The organism is Arthrobacter sp. Y3221048, assembly GCF_059092685.1.
This window is the reverse complement of the sequence record NZ_JBNHHX010000003.1, coordinates 327,693-345,828: the sequence shown is the minus strand read 5'-3', so window position 1 is coordinate 345,828 and position 18,136 is coordinate 327,693. Positions and strand designations below refer to the sequence as shown.

The following is an 18,136-nucleotide window of genomic DNA, read 5'->3' as shown; positions in this document are numbered from 1 at the left end:
AAAAGTCGTGTCGTCTTGCCTGCATCAAATCCAACTTGGCATCCACATCCGCCAGCGCCACTGGTCGTAGCCGATCATCTCTGCGGTCCAGACCGGCAGGAAGAACGCCGACACCAGGAGCGCCGCCGCCACGAAGAGCCCTACCACCAGCACACCTTGGCGCCGGCGCCACGGCGGATCCGTCGGCCGGCCCAACGCCAGCCCGAGCACGTAGGTCAGGGCCAGCACCAGGAACGGCTGGAAGGAGATCGCGTAGAAGAAGAACGTGGTCCGGTCGGGGTAGAGGAACCACGGCAGGTAGCCGGCCGCGACGCCCGCCAGCACCGCACCCGCACGCCAGTCCCGCCGCCCGGCCCAGTAGAAGAGCAGCACCAGCAGCGAGGCAGCAGCAGCCCACCAGACGAGCGGGTTGCCGACCACAGTGACCGCCTCGGAGCAGCGTGTGGCCGCCCGGCAGGCGCCCTGGCCGGCCTCCTCGGCATGGTAGTAGAACGACGTCGGGCGGCCCATGAACAACCAGGTCCAGGCGTTGGATTCGTACGGGTGCTCGGAATCCAGGCCACTGTGGAAGGTGTAGGCGCTGCGGTGGTACTCGGCCAGCGAGCGCAGCCAGTCCGGCAGCCAGCCCCAGGTCGCGGACGGGTTCGACGCCGCCCAGTGTCGGTCGTACGCACCGTCCGAGCGCAGCCAGCCCGTCCAGGTCGCCAGATAGGTCACCGCCGCAGCCGGGATCATGGTGAAGAAGGCCGGCACCCCGTCGCGGATCACGCCTGCGGAGAACCACTCCCTGATCCCCGCGGCACGCCGGGCGCCAAGGTCCCAGAACACGCACATCAGGCCAAACACCGCGACGAACGCCAGTGCCGACCACTTGGTGCCCACGGCCAGCCCGAGGCAGACACCCGCCGCCAGCCGCCACGGCCGCCAGAGTACCCACGGGCCGTACAGCAGCCGGGCAGGGCGCGGCATCCCGGAGGGGCCTGCCTGCCGGGCGATCTTCGCGGCCAGCCGGCGCCGTCCGTCGACGCGGTCCAGCAGGAGCGCGCCGAACGCGGCGACCACCCAGAACATGAGGAAGACGTCCAGCAAAGCCGTCCGGGAGTGGACCAGATGGTGCCCGTCGATGGCCGTCAGTAAGCCGGCGACCCCGCCCAGTGCCGGCGACTTGAACAATGCCTGCGCGATCAGGGCGATCATCAGGATGGACAGCGTGCCGGTGAGCGCGGCGCCGAAACGCCAGCCGAAACCGTTGTCGGATCCGAAAAGCCACATGCCCGCGGCGATCATCCACTTGCCGACGGGCGGGTGCACCACATATTCGGGGGTATCGAGCAGGACATCCGGATTGCCCGCGTTGAAGGAGTCGTTGGCGTCTTTGGGCCATTCGCGTTCGTAGCCGGACTGCAGGTAGGAGTAGGCATCCTTGACGTAGTAGGTTTCGTCGAATACCAGCGAACCCGGTTCACCCAAGCGGTAGAAGCGCAAGACCCCGCCGAGGACGGCCGTGAGCACGGGAAGCAGCCAGGCCCAGAGGCCGAACGGGGCCGGAAGTCCGAGCAGCCGCCGGCGCAGCACCGCCTCGCTGAACGCCCATCCCGGGGACTCCAGCCAGTGGCCGCGCCGGGCAGCCGCAGCCGGCCGGGATGCGGTTCGGGTCACGGCCATCATGTTACCGACCGGTAGGTGCAGGGGTGCGCGAGGCCACGAGCCGGGACGTCGGCTGCCGAAGGGCGGTCCTCGCTGCAGTGGGGCACATACCGACTCTATATAAGCCGCCGGTGAAAGAGGCGAACGCCGCAGGTAGGGTTGTCCATGTGAATGAGCAGGAACGGGGCGCCCCGGCAGGGCGGCAGGCAGGGCAGATCGTGTTGGCCGGAACGCCGATCGGGAACGTCGGGGACGCCTCGCCGCGGCTGGTCGAGTTGCTCCAAACCGCCGATGTAGTCGCCGCCGAAGACACCCGCCGGCTGCACAAACTGCTGCAACTGCTGGGCATCACGGCCGCCGGCCGGATCATCAGCTACCACGAGCACAACGAGGCGGCCCGTACCCCCGACTTGCTGGAACTGGTCCGTGCCGGCAGCACCCTGGTGATGGTGACCGACGCCGGCATGCCGGCGGTCTCGGATCCCGGTTTCCGGTTGGTGGAGGCGGCCGTGGCGGAAGGCCTGCTGGTAACTGCCGTGCCCGGGCCCTCGGCCGTGCTCACGGCGCTGGCGCTGTCCGGCCTGCCCACCGACCGCTTCACCTTCGAGGGCTTCCTGCCCCGCAAGCAGGGTGAGCGCGCTGCGCGGCTGGCGGAGCTCGCCGCCGAGCGGCGGACAATGGTCTTCTTCGAGGCGCCGCACCGGTTGGCGGCCATGCTGCGGGCGCTCGATGCCGGGTTCGGCCCGGACCGCCGCGCCTCGGTATGCCGAGAGCTGACCAAGCTGCATGAAGAAGTGTTGCGCGGTCCGGTCCGCGAACTGCTGGAGTGGGCGGAAACCCATGAGGTGCGCGGCGAGATCGCCGTGGTGGTTGCCGGTGCGCCGGAAGCGGCACCTGAACACCCCGAAGACCACGTGGAAGGCGTCAACGCGTTGGTTTCGCAGGGTGCCCGGCTCAAGGACGCGGTGGCCGCCGTCGCGGCCGATGCCCGGGTGAGCAAGCGCGAGCTCTACGCCGCGGTCCTGGCCACCCGGACCGGCGGCGGGCGCTGATCCTTGGCCGATGCAGGTGCAGGCGGCGGCCTGGGGTGTCGTAATCTGCGCGCTCTGTGACCTGACCCCGGCCGCCGGATTGGTATTGTCGATCTGCACAGTAGGGACCGTGGAACGTAGTGCACCTTCGCATTTACACCTGTGAAGCGGAACCCCTACCGTGAAGGAAACCGGGCAACTGTGCCCACGGACTCAATCCCGAACACTTGGAGGCACCGCCATGGCTGAAACCGCAGCCCGCGAAGCAGAACTGCTCGCCAAAGTACCCACCGGCCTGCTGATCAACGGCGAATGGCGCGACGCCTCCGACGGCGGGACCTTCGACGTCCACGACCCCGCCACCGGCAAGGTGCTGGCCACCCTGGCCTCGGCCACCAGCGAGGACGCGCTCGCAGCCCTCGACGCCGCAGACAGCGCGCAGGCAGCCTGGGCCCGCACGGCTCCGCGCCAGCGCGCCGAGATTCTCCGCCGCGCCTTCGATCTGGTGACCGAGCGCTCCGAGGATTTCGCCCTGCTGATGACCATGGAAATGGGCAAGCCGCTGGCCGAATCCCGCGGCGAGGTGGCCTATGGCGCCGAATTCCTGCGCTGGTTCTCCGAGGAGGCCGTCCGCGACTATGGCCGCTACCTGACCACGCCGGAGGGCAAGAACAAGATCCTGGTCCAGCGCAAGCCGGTCGGCCCCTGCCTGCTGATCACCCCGTGGAACTTCCCGCTCGCCATGGCTACCCGCAAGGTCGGTCCGGCCGTAGCCGCCGGCTGCACCATGGTGCTCAAGCCCGCCAAGCTCACCCCGCTGACCAGCCAGCTCTTCGCCCAGACCATGATGGAGGCCGGCCTCCCCGCAGGAGTGCTGAACGTGGTCTCCTCCAAGAGCGCTTCCGGCATCTCCGGGCCGCTGATGCAGGACTCCCGCCTGCGCAAGGTTTCCTTCACCGGCTCCACGCCGGTGGGTAAGCAGCTGCTCAAGGACGCCGCGGACAATGTCCTGCGGACCTCGATGGAGCTCGGCGGCAACGCCCCGTTCATCGTGTTCGAAGACGCCGACCTGGACAAGGCCGTCGAGGGAGCCATGGCCGCCAAGATGCGCAACATGGGCGAGGCCTGCACGGCCGCCAACCGCTTCCTGGTCCAGGCCTCCGTGGCCGAGGAATTTACCACCAAGTTCGCCAACGCCATGAAGGCCCTCAAGCCGGGCCGCGGCACCGAAGCGGACACCACGGTGGGCCCGCTGATCGATGGTGGCGCCCGCGAGGACGTGCATGCCCTGGTGACCGCCGCCGTGGAAGCGGGCGCAACCGTCAGCACCGGCGGCGGGCCCGTGGAAGGCGACGGCTACTTCTACCAGCCGACCGTGCTGTCCAACGTTCCGAACGACGCCGATATCCTGCAGAGCGAAATCTTCGGCCCGGTGGCCCCGGTGACCACGTTCGAAACCGAAGAGCAGGCCATCGCCTTGGCCAACGCCACCGAGTACGGCCTCGCCTCCTACATCTACTCGCGCGACGTGAACCGCATGTTCCGCGTCTCCGAGCAGATCGAATTCGGCCTGGTGGGCTACAACGCCGGCGTGATCTCCAACGCCGCCGCCCCGTTCGGCGGAGTGAAGCAGTCCGGAATGGGCCGCGAGGGCGGCGCGGAAGGCCTGGACGAGTACACCAGCGTCCAGTACATCGGCATCGCGGACCCCTACGCCCGGTAGGTCCGATCCGTCGACCGGCCGTCCTCACCGGGCGGCCGGCGGCGGAACAGCGACGCCGGCCAAAACAGCCCGGCCAGGCGTCGCCGCCATCCGGCCCGCTCCAGGAGCCGGTTTTTGACGGTTTCCACATCGGACCACCGGGCGGTTTCGGCGCCGCCCGGTGCCGGTGCCTCCGGAGCCGCGTAGGCGGCCCGCTCGTAGCCGGCCCGCAGCCGCGCCAAGGCGGCAGAAGATTTCCCGGTGACCACGCCGGCGTCGTCGAGGCGTTGCTGGAAGGCCCTGGGTGTTTCCGTGGCCGCGGCCGCCCAGCCGAGGTCTTCCGCGGTATCCACGGCTTCCGCCCACGTGGCCACGGCGGCCCTCCCGCCTCCTCCGGCCAGCGCGGCCCTGCGCCAGCCGGTACGCCGGCGGCGCAGCACCAGCGGCGTCAACAGGAGGGCCAGCAGCATGGCCGCCGCTGCCGCCGACCACAGCCGTTGCGAGAGCATGTCTTCGCCCGCGGGACCGGCGCCCGAGGCAGCCGGATCTCCGGGGTCGTCGGTGGCGGCCGGAGGCGGCCCCGCCGGCCTGAGCGGGTCGTCGTTGGGAAGCACCGGGCCGCCGGCGCCTTCGGGCCGGGCGTAGGGTGGCAGCACTCCCCGTGACGGCGTGGGCTCGAAGGTGACCCAGCCAATTCCGCTGAAGTAGAGTTCCGGCCAGGAATGGGCGTCGCGGGAATCAATCTCGAATTCCTCCAGTTCCCCGCCGGCACCGTCGTCAAAGACCGCACCGGTGGGACGCCCCGGAGCATAGCCGACCGCCATCCGGCTGGGGATGCCCGCGATCCGGGCCATGATCGCCATCGTCGCGGCGTAGTGGATGCAGTAGCCGGACTTTTCCTCCAGGAACGCTGCCACGACCTCGAAACCGCTCTGGTCGTAGCCGCCGTCGACCGGCGCCTGTTCCGAGTACACGAACCCGGATGTCCGAAGGTACGTCTGGATGGCCATGGCCTGCTCGTACGGATTCTCCAGACCCTCCAGCACGGTCGCTGTGGTGTCCGCGATGATGCCGGGCATGCTGTCCGGGAGCTCGGAGAAGACGGGATCGACGACGGGATTGCTCGACGGCTCCGAAGCCCGCAGCGCTTCCCTCGTCAGCGCCGGCCTGACGCTGCGGACTTCGTACTCCTGGTTCGCGGTGGTGGTGCCGGACTCGCCGCGGATGTTGAGCGTGCGGGGATCCCAGCTCCACTTGCCGCGGACGCCCGAGACGCTCGCCGGAGCGTAAGGGGCCAGCAGCCAGGGGCTGGTGAAGGATGCCGTACTGATCCGCGTGGTGGTCACCTCTCCGTCGGCCAGCAGGTTCCGCACGCTCGGCACCCCGAGTTCGTCGATGCCGGTGCGGCGGTGGCCGTCGAAGTCGCTCGGGCTCCAGCGCGCGCCGGTAAGGTTCTCCAGCGTGACCGAGCGCAGGTAGAGCGGTTCCTCCGCATCGGTGGCATAGGTCATCCTGCCGAAGGCGCCGGGCCGCCGGAGGTTGTCGCCCAGGCTCACCACCGGATTGAGGCCGGTCGGCGCCCCCCAATTCAGCCGCGAACCCTCCGGGAACAATCCGGACGTGAAGCCCGGGATGGCCAGCGGGAGCACCAGCGAGACCGCGAGGCCGGCCGCCGCTATGCCGGAGGCACGGCGGATCTGCTCGACGGAGGCCAGCCGGCCCCTGCCGCTGCCGCCGGCGGCCAGCCATTGGGCGCAGCCCAGCAGCAGCAGATAGCCCGCCGCGGCGGCCAGGAAACCCGCCGCTCCGATGCTGTTCGGTTTGATGATGGCCGGAACGATGGCCAGGCCCAGCAGGCCCAGGCCGCTGATGGCAGGCATCTGCAGCGGAACCGCCAGCGTATCCACCAGCAGGGCGATCAGCCCCACCCCCACGCACGCCGCCAGCGCGATGCCGTCGTTGACCAGCACCGGAGCGACCTGCGAGACAACGGTGTCCCGGGCTTCCTCCATCATGGGATCCAGGGCAGCGAACGTGCCGGGGCCGGGGATCACGCCCAGGAAGCCGGTCGGCGCCAGGAACATCGCCGTGACCGACATCACCAGCCCGGTCAGTCCCAGCAGGGCCCCGGCCAGCGCCGACCAGTCCAGCCGGCGGGCCAGCCCGGTGCCCGCCTCGGTGCAACAGACCGTCACGGCGGCTTGGAACAGCCAGCTCCAGCCCTCGAGGACCCCGTGCAGGCTGGCGGCCGTGAGCAGGACGGCAAGTGCGACGGCGGCGCTCATCAACCACGGTGCGACGCCGGGGGAGGGCGGCCGCCCGCCGCTCGGGCCGGGTGTTTCGGGGCCGCGGAGTTCTGCCTGTTTGTCCACCATGAGGGTCACGGGGCCGCTCCTGTTCCCACCGGTTCGATCCGGTCGACCAGGTCGAAGTGCGCCCAGGCGGCCGGCAGCGAGGCCTTGGGGCTGACCGCCACGGTCCGCCAGCCGCCGGCGCGCAGCACGTCCATGACGGGCCGGGCCTGTTGCGGTCGGTCGGTAACGATCAGGGCGAAGGCATGGGAGCCGAATACGGCGGCAGGGGCCAGCAGGCGCGCTTCCCCCGCGCTGATCTGGCCCAGGACCGCGACCAGCGGCCCCTTGTACTTGTGTGCCGCAAGTTTGTCCATCAGCCGGTCCCCGAAAGCGGGCTCTCCCGGGTGCCGGTCGGACTTCTTGTGGTCTTCGGCCAGCCCCAGCGCGGCCAGCCCCTCGGCGAGGTCCTGGTAGCCCGCCGGCCCGTCGAAATCCTCCTGGCCCGGCGACGGGGCCGAGGGGGACTCCCGTACTGCTGCCCGGGCATGGACGTCGAGGAACCGGACGGTGTAGTTGCGCTGCAGGAAGTCATTGGCAGCGGAGGCCACGGCAGTGACGGCCCACTCGAAGGAGGGCGAGGTGTGCAGCAGGTCCCCGTGCTGGCCCGGGCCATCGCCGAAGGCTGGCAGCAGGCCGGTGCCGTAGGCCGAGGCCCGGCGGTCCAGCACGATGGTCGCCTGCGGCGTGGTCACCGATTCTTCCTGGCGGACCATGAGCTCGCCCTGGCGGGCCGTCGCCGCCCAGTGCACCCGGCGCATCGGATCGCCGTACCGGTATTCGCGGGTCATCACGTCGTCGTCGCTGGGGTTGGCTTGCCGCCGGGTGCTTGCCGTGCCGTCCGAACCCCGTGCGCCGGTCAGCGAGGTGGCGGGCAGTTCCACCGGGGACGGGGTCACCACCAGCGGGCTGGTTTCCCCCAGCTGGTGCCGGTGGTTGGCCAGCCCAAAGGGGTCGGAGAAATCCGCCGTCACCGGCCCGATCGCGAACAGCCCGCGCTTGCTGGAACGGAGCTTGTATTCGTACACGCTGGCCCCGGAACGGGACGGGTGCCGCGCCGGGAACCGGAAGGACGGGGCCTTGCCGAAGCGCAGCGGCAGCTGCTCCTCCATGTACACCAGTCCCGCCAGGCCGCCGCTGCGGCGCACCGACAACCGGACCTGGACCACGAGGCCGGTTTCGACGGCGGCGGGCCGGAACTTCCGCTCCACGGTGAATTCCGGCTTGAGGAGCACCATCGCCGCGGCGGCCAGCAGCGGCAGGCCGATCAGGAACACCCCCAGGGTGAGCAGGTCCCGGCGGCCCAGGATCTGCGCCAGCAGCAGTGCCAGCACGCCGGCCGCCAGCAGGCCCCACCCGCGCAGCGTGACATACCGGGTGGGCAGCCAGCCGAACGCGTCCATGGCCGTCAGGAGGAAGCGCGGCGGGATTCGCCGCCCACGGGAACCTTGGCCAACACTGAGGCCACCACGCTGGAGGCGTCTTCGCCGGCCGTCATGGCCTTGCGGTCAAGGATCAACCGATGGGCCAGCACGGCCTCGGCAACGGCGGCTACATCGTCGGGGAGGACGAAGTCGCGGCCGCTCAGGGCCGCCGTCGCCTTGGCCGCACGCAGCAGCTGGAGCATGGCCCGCGGGCTCGCTCCCAGCCGCAGGTGCGGATGTTCCCGGGTGGCCCGGCCGATGTTGACCGTGTATTCCTTCACCGCGGGCGAGACGTAGACATCGCGGACCATGGCCACCATGCTGCGCACCTCGCCCACCGTGACCACCGGCCGCACCGACTCCAGCGGCGAGACGGACTGGTGGGTCTCCAGCATTTCCATTTCGGCGCGGGGATCCGGATATCCCATCGAGATCCGGGCCATGAAACGGTCGCGCTGGGCCTCCGGCAGCGGGTAGGTGCCCTCCATTTCGATCGGATTCTGGGTGGCGATCACCATGAAGGGCGTGTCCAGCGGGTAGGTGTTGCCGTCCACCGTGACCTGGTGTTCCTCCATGCATTCGAGCAGCGCCGACTGCGTCTTGGCCGAGGCGCGGTTGATCTCGTCACCGATGACGATGTTCGCGAACACCGGCCCGGGGCGGAATTCGAACCGGTGCATGTCCTGGTTGTAGATGGAAACACCGGTGACGTCGGAGGGCAGCAGGTCCGGCGTGAACTGGATCCGGTGCACGCTGCAATCGATGGTCTTGGCCAGCGTCTTCGCCAGCATGGTCTTGCCGACGCCGGGCACATCCTCCAACAGCAGGTGGCCTTGGGCCAGCAGCACGGTCAGCGCCAGTCGTGCCGCCTCCGACTTGCCGTCGATGACGGTCTCGATCGCTGCCCTGATCCGGCCGCAGGCGTCGTGGAACTCCGTCAGTGCGAGGCCCTCGCCGGCCCCCAGGCCCGCTCGATCGGAGTGGACGGTCCCGGCCTCTGCCATGTGCTGCTGCGTATCCATGAAAGTACCTTCCGGTGTGCCTTCCCCGAGGGCCGGTTGTTCCAACCCTACTTGTTGGCTGTGTGATGCGGTAGACACTCGGACGCTGCTTTGGCGCGCCCGCTTCCCTTCACGCCGGTACCGCACCCGGCGCTTCAGTAGGCTGGAATCATGTCCAATCCTCCAGCCGCCGTCGCCGGCGAGACTCCTGCCGCCTACACAGTTGACAGCACCGCAGCCCGGACGACGGCGGTGCGGAGCCCCACCGAGGGGGACGGCCGGCGTCGTGATCTCAGCTATCCGCCGGCCCCCGAAGCGCTGCCCGTGCCGGTGATGGACAACCACACACACCTGGACTTCCGCGACGGGCTGGTGGCGGTCACGGTCCGGCAGGCGATGGACGCTGCCGAGGCGGTCGGCGTTGCCGGCGCCGTCCAGGTGGGCTGCGACCTGGAATCCGCCCGCTTCACGCTGCAGGCTGTCGAGGCCGAGCCGAGGCTGCTGGGCGCGGTGGCCATCCACCCCAATGACGCACCCCCGCTGGCCGATGCGGGGACGCTGGAGGAGGCCTTGGCGGAGATCGAGTCGATAGCGTCGCACCCGAGGATCCGGGCCATCGGGGAGACCGGACTGGACTACTACCGGACCGGAAGCGGAGGCCGGGGCGCCCAGCAGGAATCGTTCCGCCGCCACATCGACATGGCCAAGCGGCTGGGCCTGGCCCTGCAGATCCATGACCGGGACGCGCATGACGACGTGGTGCGCGTGCTGCTCGAGGAGGGCGCTCCCGACAAGGTTGTCTTCCACTGCTTTTCCGGTGACGCGGCGCTGGCCAGGACCTGCAACGACAACGGCTGGCACATGTCCTTCGCCGGAACCGTCACCTTCAGGAATGCCGACGGCCTGCGTGAGGCCCTGGCGACCGCGGAACCGGCCCTGGTGCTGGCCGAGACCGACGCTCCGTTCCTGACCCCGCATCCCTACCGGGGACGGCCGAACGCCAGCTACCTGGTGCCCTACACCATGCGCTCGATGGCCGAGGTCCTCGGGAAGGACCTGGCGCAGTTATGCACAGAGGTGGCGGACAACACGCGGCGTGTCTACGGCTCCTGGCAGCAGGAATAACCCGCGGCATTTTTCCCGGCCGGACCGGAAGACGGGCACGTCGGCGCGCCCGAACGAGGGAGGCAATCCCATCGGCCGGTGCTGCGGCCGAGGGGCCCCGCTTGTCGCCATGTCACGTTTCGATTACGGTAGGTAGCTAATGGCCGGGGTCGGGGAAGGCAACCGGACATTGTGACACCCGTGGCGGTAGCCGTTGGACGTTCCGTTCGTACGCCCAAACATCCGCTGCGGGTGCTGCCTGCACTCGCACCGTGCCGTTGAGACCGGCACGTCCCACGCGCGTGTCTTTATGTCCCCGTGCCCGGAAACTGCAACAGATTCGGGAACCGTGACAAACGCGCTGAAGAACCGCTGGGTGAAGATCGCCGGCCAGGTCGTCGTCATGACCGCCCTGGTCCTTGGACTGGTGGCCTTTGTGGGCAATAACAAGTCGGTCACGCTGACCGTGGACGGGCAGGCCAGCACCGTCTCCACGTTCGGTTCCACCGTTGCAGACGTGCTGGCCGAATCCGAGGTGCACGTCGGCGAGCTCGACGACGTCACCCCGGCCGTGGGCGAAGAAATCACCGACGGTGCCAGCATCGAAGTGGTTACCGCCAAACCCGTGGACGTGAACGTGGACGGCGAGGCCTCCACCGTGCACACCACGGCCGCCACCGTCAAGGAACTGCTGGACGAACTGGAAGTCAACGAAAAGTCGGCCCTGTCCGCCCCGCTGACCGCCGAACTGGCCTCGGTGCGCGCGGTGACCATCTCGACGCCGAAAAATGTCACCCTTGCGGTCGACGGCGAGACCCGCAAGGAAGTCACCACCGCGACCACCATCGGCGACCTCCTGAAGGAACAGAAGATCAAGCTGGGCAAGGAAGACAAGCTCTCCGTTGCCGCCGCCGAGCCGGTTGCCGAAGGCACCAAGGTCAAAGTGACCCGGATCGACCGGGAGCGTGTGGAGGAGGCCGAGTCCGTCCCGTTCGGGACGGCCACCACGACGAACTCCGCCATGTACGAGGGCGAAGAGAAGGTCACCCGCGCGGGGGAGGCCGGCGAACGCGTCAAGGTCTACGAAGTCGTCCTGACCGACGGCAAGGAGACCGACCGGAAGCTGGTCAGCGAGAAGGTCACCCGCGAACCGGTCAGCCAGAAGGTCACGGTCGGCACCAAGAAACGCCCGGCCAAGGTCAACAACGCCAACGTCGGCGGCACCTGGCAGGCGCTCGCCGAGTGCGAGTCCGGCGGCAACTGGTCCATCAACACCGGCAACGGCTACTCCGGGGGACTGCAGTTCAGCGCAAGCTCCTGGCTCGGCGCCGGCGGCGGCAAGTACGCGCCCTACGCCTACATGGCCACGCCCTCGGAGCAGATCGCCACCGCCGAGGTGCTGCGCAGCAACGGCGGCTGGGGCCACTGGCCCGCCTGTGCCGCCAAGCTGGGACTGCTCTAGGCATCCGCCGGCTATCCACCGGCCTCGGGCCCGGGCCTTGCCGCCCGGGCCCGAGGTGCGTTAGCCGGGCGGGGCCGCGGCGGCAGCGGGCCCCGGCCCGATACGATGGCACAGTGACAGAACCCCACTCCGCATCCGGCACCGACTCCCGGCACGACGCCGGGGACGCCGCGCCCGCCCCCACCCGGCCCTTGCTCGGAGCCGCCGACGTCCGGCGGCTCGCGGCCGAACTGGACGTGCGTCCCACCAAGACCCTCGGGCAAAACTTCGTGATCGATGGCAACACCATCCGCCGGATCGTGGCTGCCGCCAATGTTGTCCCCGGCGAGACGGTCCTGGAGGTCGGTCCCGGCCTGGGGTCGCTCACGCTCGGGCTGCTGGATGCGGCCGGGCATGTGGTCGCCGTCGAAATCGATCCCAAACTCGCCGCCCGGTTGGAACGCACAACGGCCGAATGGCGTCCCGACGCCGCCGGGCGCCTGGACGTGGTGCTGGCGGACGCGCTGCGGGTCACCGAACTGCCCAAGGCCCCGGATGCGCTGGTCGCCAACCTGCCCTACAACGTGGCCGTGCCGGTGGTGCTGCACCTGCTGGAGCACTTCCCGTCGCTGCGGCACGGTCTGGTCATGGTGCAGGACGAGGTGGCCGACCGGCTCGCGGCCAAGCCCGGCTCCAAGATCTACGGTGTGCCCAGCGTCAAGGCCGCGTGGTACGGCACCATGCGCAAGGCAGGCGTGATCGGCATGAACGTGTTCTGGCCCGCTCCCAAGATCGCTTCCGGGCTGGTGGAGTTCACCCGCGGGCAACCGCCGGTGACCCGCGCCCCCCGCCGTGAAGTGTTTGCCGTCATCGATGCGGCGTTCGCGCAACGCCGCAAGACCCTGCGCGCCGCTCTGGCCGGCTGGGCCGGCAGCGCCGCCCGGGCCGAGGAAGCACTGCGGCTGGCCAACGTGGACCCAAGCGCCCGCGGAGAGGTGCTGGACATTGCCGCCTTCGCCCGCATCGCCGAGTTCAACCATCCGCTTGTCGGCTAGGAAGGTGGCGGCACCGATATGACCAGAACACGTCCCGTCCGCGTCATGGCACCCGGAAAGATCAACGTCTCCTTCCGGGTCGGCGGCCCCCGTGCGGACGGCTACCACTCGGTGGCCAGCGTTTATCTGGCGCTCTCGCTGTACGAGGAGGTCACCGCCACCGCACGTGAGGATGATGCCATCACCGTCAGCGTGCGCAACGGGCCCGGATTGGAGTTTGATCTGGCCGGCATCCCGCTGGATGCTTCCAACCTGGCGGTGCAGGCCGCCGACCTGATCCGCGAAACCTCCGGACACCCGCAGGGCGTGCACCTGGAGATCACCAAGCGGGTGCCAATCGCCGGCGGCATGGGCGGCGGCTCCGCCGACGCGGCCGCGGCCCTGGTGGCCTGCAGCGCACTCTGGAACACCGGCTACTCGCGGGATGAGCTGATCGGCCTGGCCGCCGGGCTCGGCGCGGACGTGCCGTTCGCGCTGCACGGCGGAGTGGCCGTCGGGCTGGGGGTCGGGGACCGGCTGACGCCGGCGCTGGCGCGCAGCGAAATGCACTGGGTCCTGGTACCTGCCTCGTTCGGCTTGTCGACGCCCAAGGTCTACGCCGTGGCCGATGACCTGCGCGCCCGCCGCGGCCACGTCCCGGACGAGCCCGAGCAGGTGGACCCTGCGATCCTGCAGGCGATGCAGTCCGGCGACGTCCATCAGCTGGCGGGGTGCCTGCACAACGACCTGCAGGAGGCCGCCATCGAGCTGGCCCCCGAACTGGCCGATATCCTTGAACTGGGCAAGGCCGAAGGCGCGCTTGCGGGCCTGGTCTCCGGTTCCGGCCCGACGGTAGCCTTCCTGACCGCCGGACGGCGCGAGGCGGCAGAGCTGGGGCAGCGGCTCTCGGATGTCGCCGGTGTGGTTGCCCTGCCGGTCCGCGGGCCGGTGCACGGCGCCCGCATCATGGCCTGACCGCCCGCCCTGCCCCTGGACGCCGGCGGCGGCCCGCCTCCGCATCCACCAACGCAACAGAAAGCAGCATCCTTGGTCCACCTGCTCGGCGCAGAAAACGTCAGCGTCTCCTTTGCCACCCGCACCATCCTGGACTCGGTGTCCCTCGGCCTCAACGAAGGGGACCGGATCGGCATGGTCGGGCGCAATGGCGACGGCAAGTCCACCCTGATGCGGCTGTTGGCGCATCGTTCCACGCCCGACGACGGTCGGGTCACCAAGCGCGGCGATGTCAACGTGGGCTACCTGGACCAGCAGGACGTGCTGGACGGAGACCTGCCGGTCGGCGTGGCGATCGTCGGCGAAGCCGCCGAGCACGAGTGGGCCTCCAACCCGCGGATCCGCGAAATCATGAACGGCCTCGTCGGCGACGTCGACTGGCACGCGTCGGTATCGTCCTTGTCCGGCGGGCAGCGCCGCCGGGTCGCCCTCGCCAAGCTGCTGATCGAGCCCCACGACGTGATCATGCTCGACGAGCCGACCAACCACCTCGACGTCGAGGGGGTCGCCTGGCTCGCCCGGCACCTGCAGACGCGGTGGCGCCCCACCGAGGGAGCTTTCCTGGTGGTCACCCACGACCGCTGGTTCCTGGATGAAGTGTGTACCCGGACCTGGGAGGTCCACGACGGTACCGTGGACCCGTTCGACGGCGGGTACGCCGCGTACGTGCTGGCCCGTGCGGAACGCGACCGGACGGCCGCCGTCGTCGAAGGCAAGCGGCAGCAGCTGGTGAAAAAGGAGCTCGCCTGGCTGCGCCGCGGTGCTCCCGCCAGGACCGCGAAGCCGAAGTTCCGGATCGAAGCCGCCAACGAGCTGATCGCCGATGTGCCCGAGCCCCGGGACGCGGTGGCCCTGAACAAGATGGCCACCGCCCGGCTCGGCAAGGACGTGCTGGACCTCGAGCAGGTTTCGTACACGCCGCCGCCCCGGCCCACGGACGGCGACGACGGACCCGCCGCGCTCTTCGACAACATCACGCTGCGGCTGGCACCGGGAGAACGGCTCGGCCTGGTGGGCGTCAACGGGGCGGGCAAGACCACCCTGCTGCGGCTGCTGAACGGCGAGATCCACCCCACCGCCGGCAAGGTCAAGCGCGGCAAGACGGTGCAGACGGCCATGCTCACCCAGGAAGTCCGCGAACTCGATGACGTCTCGGATCTGCGCGTGGTGGAGGTGATCCAGCGCGAACGCCAGGTCTTCAACATCGGCGGACGCGAAGTCTCCGCAAGCCAGCTGGTGGAACAGCTCGGCTTTTCCAAGGAGAAGCAGTGGACGCCGGTGCGGGACCTGTCCGGCGGGGAACGGCGGCGGCTGCAACTGCTGCGCCTGCTGGTCGGCGAGCCAAACGTACTGATGCTGGACGAGCCAACCAACGACCTGGATACGGACACGCTGGCGGCCGTGGAAGACGTGCTCGACGGCTGGCCGGGCACGCTCGTGGTCGTCTCGCACGACCGCTACCTGCTGGAACGGGTGACCGATCACCAGGTGGCGCTGCTGGGCGACGGCAAGCTCCGCGGGCTGCCCGGGGGAGTGGACCAGTACCTTGAGCTGCGCGAAGCGGCGCTGGCCGGCAGGTCCTCGCCGTCACCGGGCACCGGAGGCGCCGGCGGCGGAACGTCCTCCGGTTCCGTACACAGCGAAGCCGACAAGCGCCAGGCCAAGAAGGACCTCAACCGGATCGAGCGCCAACTGGGCAAACTGGGCCAGCAGGAGGACAAACTCAAGGAGCAGATGCACGCGGCAGGCGCCAAGGCCGACGTCGACTTCGCCGGGCTGGCGGAGATGAACCGCAAGCTCCAGGAAATCGCCGAGGAGAAGGAGGGCCTGGAGATGGAGTGGCTGGAGGTCTCCGAAATCCTGGAGTGAGCCCTCGGCTCAGGACGACTTGCCGGTGTTCCCCCAAAGGCCCGCGTCGCGGATGGACTGCTGGATCTTGGTGGTCGCCGAGAGCAGCGCCTCGCGTTCGGCAGCCGAGAGCGGATCGAACACGTTCTCCCGCACGAAGCGGACGTGCCCGGGTGCGGCCTGCCTGATGGCATCCCAACCGGCATCGGTCATCGAGATGTTGAAACCCCGTGCATCCGTGGCACAAGCCACCCGCTCCACCAGTCCGCGCGCTTCCATCCGCTTGAGCAGGTGGGACAGCCGGCTGCGCTCCCAGTCCAGCTGCTGCGCGATATCCCGTGCCCGCATGACGCCCTCGGCCGCCTCCGACAGGGAGGCCAGGACCGAATACTCCACGCCGGACAGGTCGGAGTCGCGCAGCAACTGGCGGTCCATGGCGGACTCGAAGCCCCACAGCAATTCGCGGAAGGCACGCCAGATCTCTTGCTCGTGGTCGTTCAGCCAGCGGGTGTCGGAGTTCACGACTGTCCCTTCCTCGTCTTTGGTTGACAATTCAAGTTTCGGCCCTGCATAATTGACGTGTCAACAAAACCATGACGTGTCAACATTGTTGGCGCGTCGGGACCAGACCTCGAAGGGGTTATTTATGACCAAGATCGCTATCGTTACCGGCAGCACCCGTCCGGGTCGTGTCAACAAGCAGGTTGCCGATTGGGTTCTCGCCCAGGCAGCCGGCCGCACCGACGCCGAGTTCGAGGTCGTCGACATCGCCGACTTCAACCTGCCCCTGCTGGACGAAGCTTACCCGGCTGCCTACCAGAACTACCAGAACGACCACACCAAGGCGTGGTCGGCCAAGATCAGCGAGTTCGACGGCTTCATCTTCGTCACCGGCGAGTACAACCACACCGTCACGCCGGCCCTGACCAACGCCCTGTCCTACCTGAACGTCGAGTTCAACAACAAGGCCGCCGGCATCGTTTCCTACGGTTCCATGGGTGGCGCCCGTGCCGCCGAGCACCTGCGCAACATCCTGTCCGAACTGCAGATCGCCCACGTGCGCAACCAGGTCATGTTCTCGCTGTTCACCGATTTCGAGAACTTCGCCGACTTCAAGCCGACCGAGCAGAACGCCGGCACCCTGGCGCCGATGATCGACCAGCTCATCCCGTGGACCAAGGCCATGGAGTCTGTCCGCGCCGCCGCTGTCGCCGCCAACTAACCTGCGGTCCCCGCGGCACTGCGCCGCTTAACGATCCGCACGGCAGGGCGCTCCGTGCTTCCCCTTAGGGAAGCCGGGGCGCCCGCCGCGGTTAAGGCGGGACGGCCGGGACAGGGTCGCCGGAGGGTAGGTTTCGGGGGTATCGGGACAGGAAGGACGCGTCGTGGACGCAGGAAACGTTGCGGCCGGCCGGCAGGGCAAGACCTGCAGCGGCCGGCCGATGCTCGGCCACCTCGAGCAGGCCGCCTCGGCAACAGGCTTCCGCCTCGATAGCGACCAGCACAAGGCCGCCCGCCTGCTGGCCGATGCCGCCGCGCGGCTCCGCGCAGGAGAGCCCGCGCGGCCGGGCGAGCACCGCGGGCTGTACCTGTGGGGTCCGGTCGGGCGGGGCAAGAGCTGGTTGGCCCGTACATTCTTCGAGGCCGTGGACGTGCCGGACAAGCAGCGCTGGCACTTCCACGACCTGTTCCGAGAGCTGCACGCCCGCCGCCGCGATGCGCAGGACCCGGCGGCGAGGCCGCCGGGCACCAGCGCCATCGAGGTGGCCATCGACGGCTTGCTGCGCGACTGCGCCCTGCTGGTGTTGGACGAATTCCACGTCCACGATCCGGGGGACGGCCAGTTGCTGGCCCGGCTGCTGCGCGAAATCCACCGCCGCGGCATAGTGCTGGTCACCACCTCGAACTATCCGCCCGACCAGTTGATGCCAGGCGAGGCCTTCCATGAGCTGTTTGAGCCCACCATCGCCCTGATCCGCCGCACCATGCACGTTGCCCCCATCGCCGGGCCGGTCGACTACCGCACGCAGCCTGCCGGGCGGACCCGAGGCCGGGACGACGACGGCGGTGCCCGCCCCGCGCGGTTCGGCGACGGTGCGATGGTCATTGCCCCGGATGGCCCCGAGGACCCGAGGGTCGCCGAGGCAGGCCTTGAATGGCCTTCCCCGGCAGAGGCGCGCGACCTGCAGCCGGCGAGCTGGCCGCTGCCGGTCCTCCGGAGCACGCCGGCCGAGTTGTGGTTCGATTTCCGCGACCTGTGCGAAGGCCCCACCGCCGCCTCCGACTATTTGGGCCTGCTGGCGCATGCCGCGCACTGGATTATTTCCGGTGTGCCGGCCCGGGAAGGGATCAGCATGAACGGTTGGCAGCGCTTCAGCAATATCGTGGACATCCTTTATGACGCCGACGTGCCGCTGACGGTCATCAGCGCGGAGCCGCTTGACCTGGACCCGTCAGCCAGCCCCTCCGCCGTCGACATCTCCCGCATTGCCAGCCGGTTGGGCACCCTCGGCCGCGTGGGCGCCGGGCGCTGACTGCC

General features: G+C 69.2%; 14 protein-coding genes. 9 read left to right on the top strand and 5 right to left on the bottom strand.

The window, feature by feature from the left end; translation table 11 throughout:
- Window positions 1-24 precede the first annotated feature (24 nt).
- Window positions 25-1,668, bottom strand: coding sequence for a dolichyl-phosphate-mannose--protein mannosyltransferase (locus AC5RVS_RS10390; RefSeq protein ID WP_494108072.1), 1,644 nt, complete (start codon window positions 1,666-1,668; stop codon window positions 25-27).
- 146 nt (window positions 1,669-1,814) lie between these two features.
- On the opposite strand from AC5RVS_RS10390, the gene rsmI reads away from it, so the two are divergent.
- Entirely contained in the window at window positions 1,815-2,699 is an 885-nt protein-coding gene (gene rsmI, locus AC5RVS_RS10385) for a 16S rRNA (cytidine(1402)-2'-O)-methyltransferase (RefSeq protein ID WP_494108071.1), read from the top strand.
- A 220-nt stretch (window positions 2,700-2,919) separates the two neighbouring features.
- On the top strand, window positions 2,920-4,401 hold the full coding sequence (locus AC5RVS_RS10380; protein ID WP_494108070.1) for an NAD-dependent succinate-semialdehyde dehydrogenase: 1,482 nt from the start codon (window positions 2,920-2,922) through the stop codon (window positions 4,399-4,401).
- On the opposite strand, the gene AC5RVS_RS10375 is transcribed toward AC5RVS_RS10380, so the two are convergent.
- Genes AC5RVS_RS10375 through AC5RVS_RS10365 form a run of 3 tightly spaced genes read right to left on the bottom strand, consistent with a single transcriptional unit; the run spans window position 4,389 to window position 9,177 of the window.
- On the bottom strand, window positions 4,389-6,755 hold the full coding sequence (locus AC5RVS_RS10375; protein ID WP_494108386.1) for a transglutaminase TgpA family protein: 2,367 nt from the start codon (window positions 6,753-6,755) through the stop codon (window positions 4,389-4,391). The two genes, AC5RVS_RS10380 and AC5RVS_RS10375, sit on opposite strands and share 13 nt — an antisense overlap.
- A gap of 5 nt (window positions 6,756-6,760) precedes the next feature.
- Window positions 6,761-8,134, bottom strand: coding sequence for a DUF58 domain-containing protein (locus tag AC5RVS_RS10370; protein ID WP_494108069.1), 1,374 nt, complete (start codon window positions 8,132-8,134; stop codon window positions 6,761-6,763).
- A 5-nt stretch (window positions 8,135-8,139) separates the two neighbouring features.
- The gene (locus tag AC5RVS_RS10365; RefSeq protein WP_494108068.1) at window positions 8,140-9,177 is read right to left on the bottom strand and encodes an AAA family ATPase; all 1,038 of its coding nucleotides are present in this window, start codon (window positions 9,175-9,177) and stop codon (window positions 8,140-8,142) included.
- A 150-nt stretch (window positions 9,178-9,327) separates the two neighbouring features.
- On the opposite strand from AC5RVS_RS10365, the gene AC5RVS_RS10360 reads away from it, so the two are divergent.
- From AC5RVS_RS10360 to AC5RVS_RS10340, 5 genes are all read left to right on the top strand, one after another.
- Window positions 9,328-10,281: a TatD family hydrolase gene (locus AC5RVS_RS10360; protein ID WP_494108067.1), complete on the top strand. Its 954-nt coding sequence runs from the start codon at window positions 9,328-9,330 to the stop codon at window positions 10,279-10,281.
- 328 nt (window positions 10,282-10,609) lie between these two features.
- Complete coding sequence (locus AC5RVS_RS10355) at window positions 10,610-11,722, top strand: resuscitation-promoting factor (RefSeq protein WP_494108066.1); 1,113 nt, start codon at window positions 10,610-10,612, stop codon at window positions 11,720-11,722.
- A gap of 113 nt (window positions 11,723-11,835) precedes the next feature.
- Window positions 11,836-12,756 (top strand): 16S rRNA (adenine(1518)-N(6)/adenine(1519)-N(6))-dimethyltransferase RsmA, encoded by a 921-nt coding sequence (rsmA, locus tag AC5RVS_RS10350; RefSeq protein ID WP_494108065.1) that lies wholly within the window; start codon window positions 11,836-11,838, stop codon window positions 12,754-12,756.
- An 18-nt stretch (window positions 12,757-12,774) separates the two neighbouring features.
- Entirely contained in the window at window positions 12,775-13,710 is a 936-nt protein-coding gene (locus AC5RVS_RS10345) for a 4-(cytidine 5'-diphospho)-2-C-methyl-D-erythritol kinase (protein WP_493987960.1), read from the top strand.
- 72 nt (window positions 13,711-13,782) lie between these two features.
- Window positions 13,783-15,618, top strand: a complete 1,836-nt coding sequence (locus AC5RVS_RS10340) for an ABC-F family ATP-binding cassette domain-containing protein (RefSeq protein WP_494108064.1) — start codon at window positions 13,783-13,785, stop codon at window positions 15,616-15,618.
- 9 nt (window positions 15,619-15,627) lie between these two features.
- Here AC5RVS_RS10340 and AC5RVS_RS10335 read toward each other — a convergent pair whose 3' ends face one another.
- Window positions 15,628-16,119 carry a MarR family winged helix-turn-helix transcriptional regulator gene (locus tag AC5RVS_RS10335; RefSeq protein WP_493987962.1) on the bottom strand — a complete coding sequence of 164 codons (492 nt, stop codon included), beginning with the start codon at window positions 16,117-16,119 and terminating at the stop codon, window positions 15,628-15,630.
- Window positions 16,120-16,243: 124 nt separating this feature from the next.
- On the opposite strand from AC5RVS_RS10335, the gene AC5RVS_RS10330 reads away from it, so the two are divergent.
- Both AC5RVS_RS10330 and zapE read left to right on the top strand, forming a co-directional pair.
- Complete coding sequence (locus AC5RVS_RS10330) at window positions 16,244-16,819, top strand: NADPH-dependent FMN reductase (RefSeq protein ID WP_493987963.1); 576 nt, start codon at window positions 16,244-16,246, stop codon at window positions 16,817-16,819.
- A 163-nt stretch (window positions 16,820-16,982) separates the two neighbouring features.
- Window positions 16,983-18,131: a cell division protein ZapE gene (zapE, locus tag AC5RVS_RS10325; RefSeq protein WP_494108063.1), complete on the top strand. Its 1,149-nt coding sequence runs from the start codon at window positions 16,983-16,985 to the stop codon at window positions 18,129-18,131.
- Window positions 18,132-18,136 lie beyond the last annotated feature (5 nt).